The 383-nt window shown below is 71.3% G+C and carries 1 protein-coding gene; it reads left to right on the plus strand.

Going from position 1 to position 383, the window contains the following annotated elements; translation table 11 throughout:
- Positions 1 to 383 (plus strand): beta-ketoacyl synthase N-terminal-like domain-containing protein (locus HUA78_RS45855; protein WP_305798555.1); only part of this gene is annotated, 383 nt, incomplete at both ends.

Raw genomic sequence — 383 nt, forward strand, 5'->3', positions numbered from 1 at the left:
GGCGTATGACCCCGGGCGCTACAAGGGCCGAATCTCGCTCTACGCGGGCGCGGGTTCGACGGGGCACCTGCTGTCGCTCTTGAGCGAGGCGCGCAAGGACGTGGGCGCGGGGATGGACCTGGCCACCTCCGGCCCCGAGAGCCTGGCGATGAAGGCGTCCTTCAAGCTCCAGCTTCGGGGCGAGAGCGTCGCCGTCTACACCGCGTGCTCCACCGGCCTCGTGGCCATCCACATGGCCTGCCAGAGCCTGCTCACGCGGCAGTCGGACATCGCGCTCGCGGGCGCGGTGCGCATCGCCAGCCCGCAGCGCACGGGCTACGTGCACCAGGAAGGGCTCATCTATTCGCCGGACGGCCACTGCCGCGCCTTCGACCACCGTGCCG

The sequence above is a fragment of the Myxococcus sp. CA033 genome, assembly GCF_013336625.1.
GTDB classification, from domain to species: Bacteria; Myxococcota; Myxococcia; order Myxococcales; family Myxococcaceae; genus Myxococcus; species Myxococcus llanfairpwllgwyngyllgogerychwyrndrobwllllantysiliogogogochensis.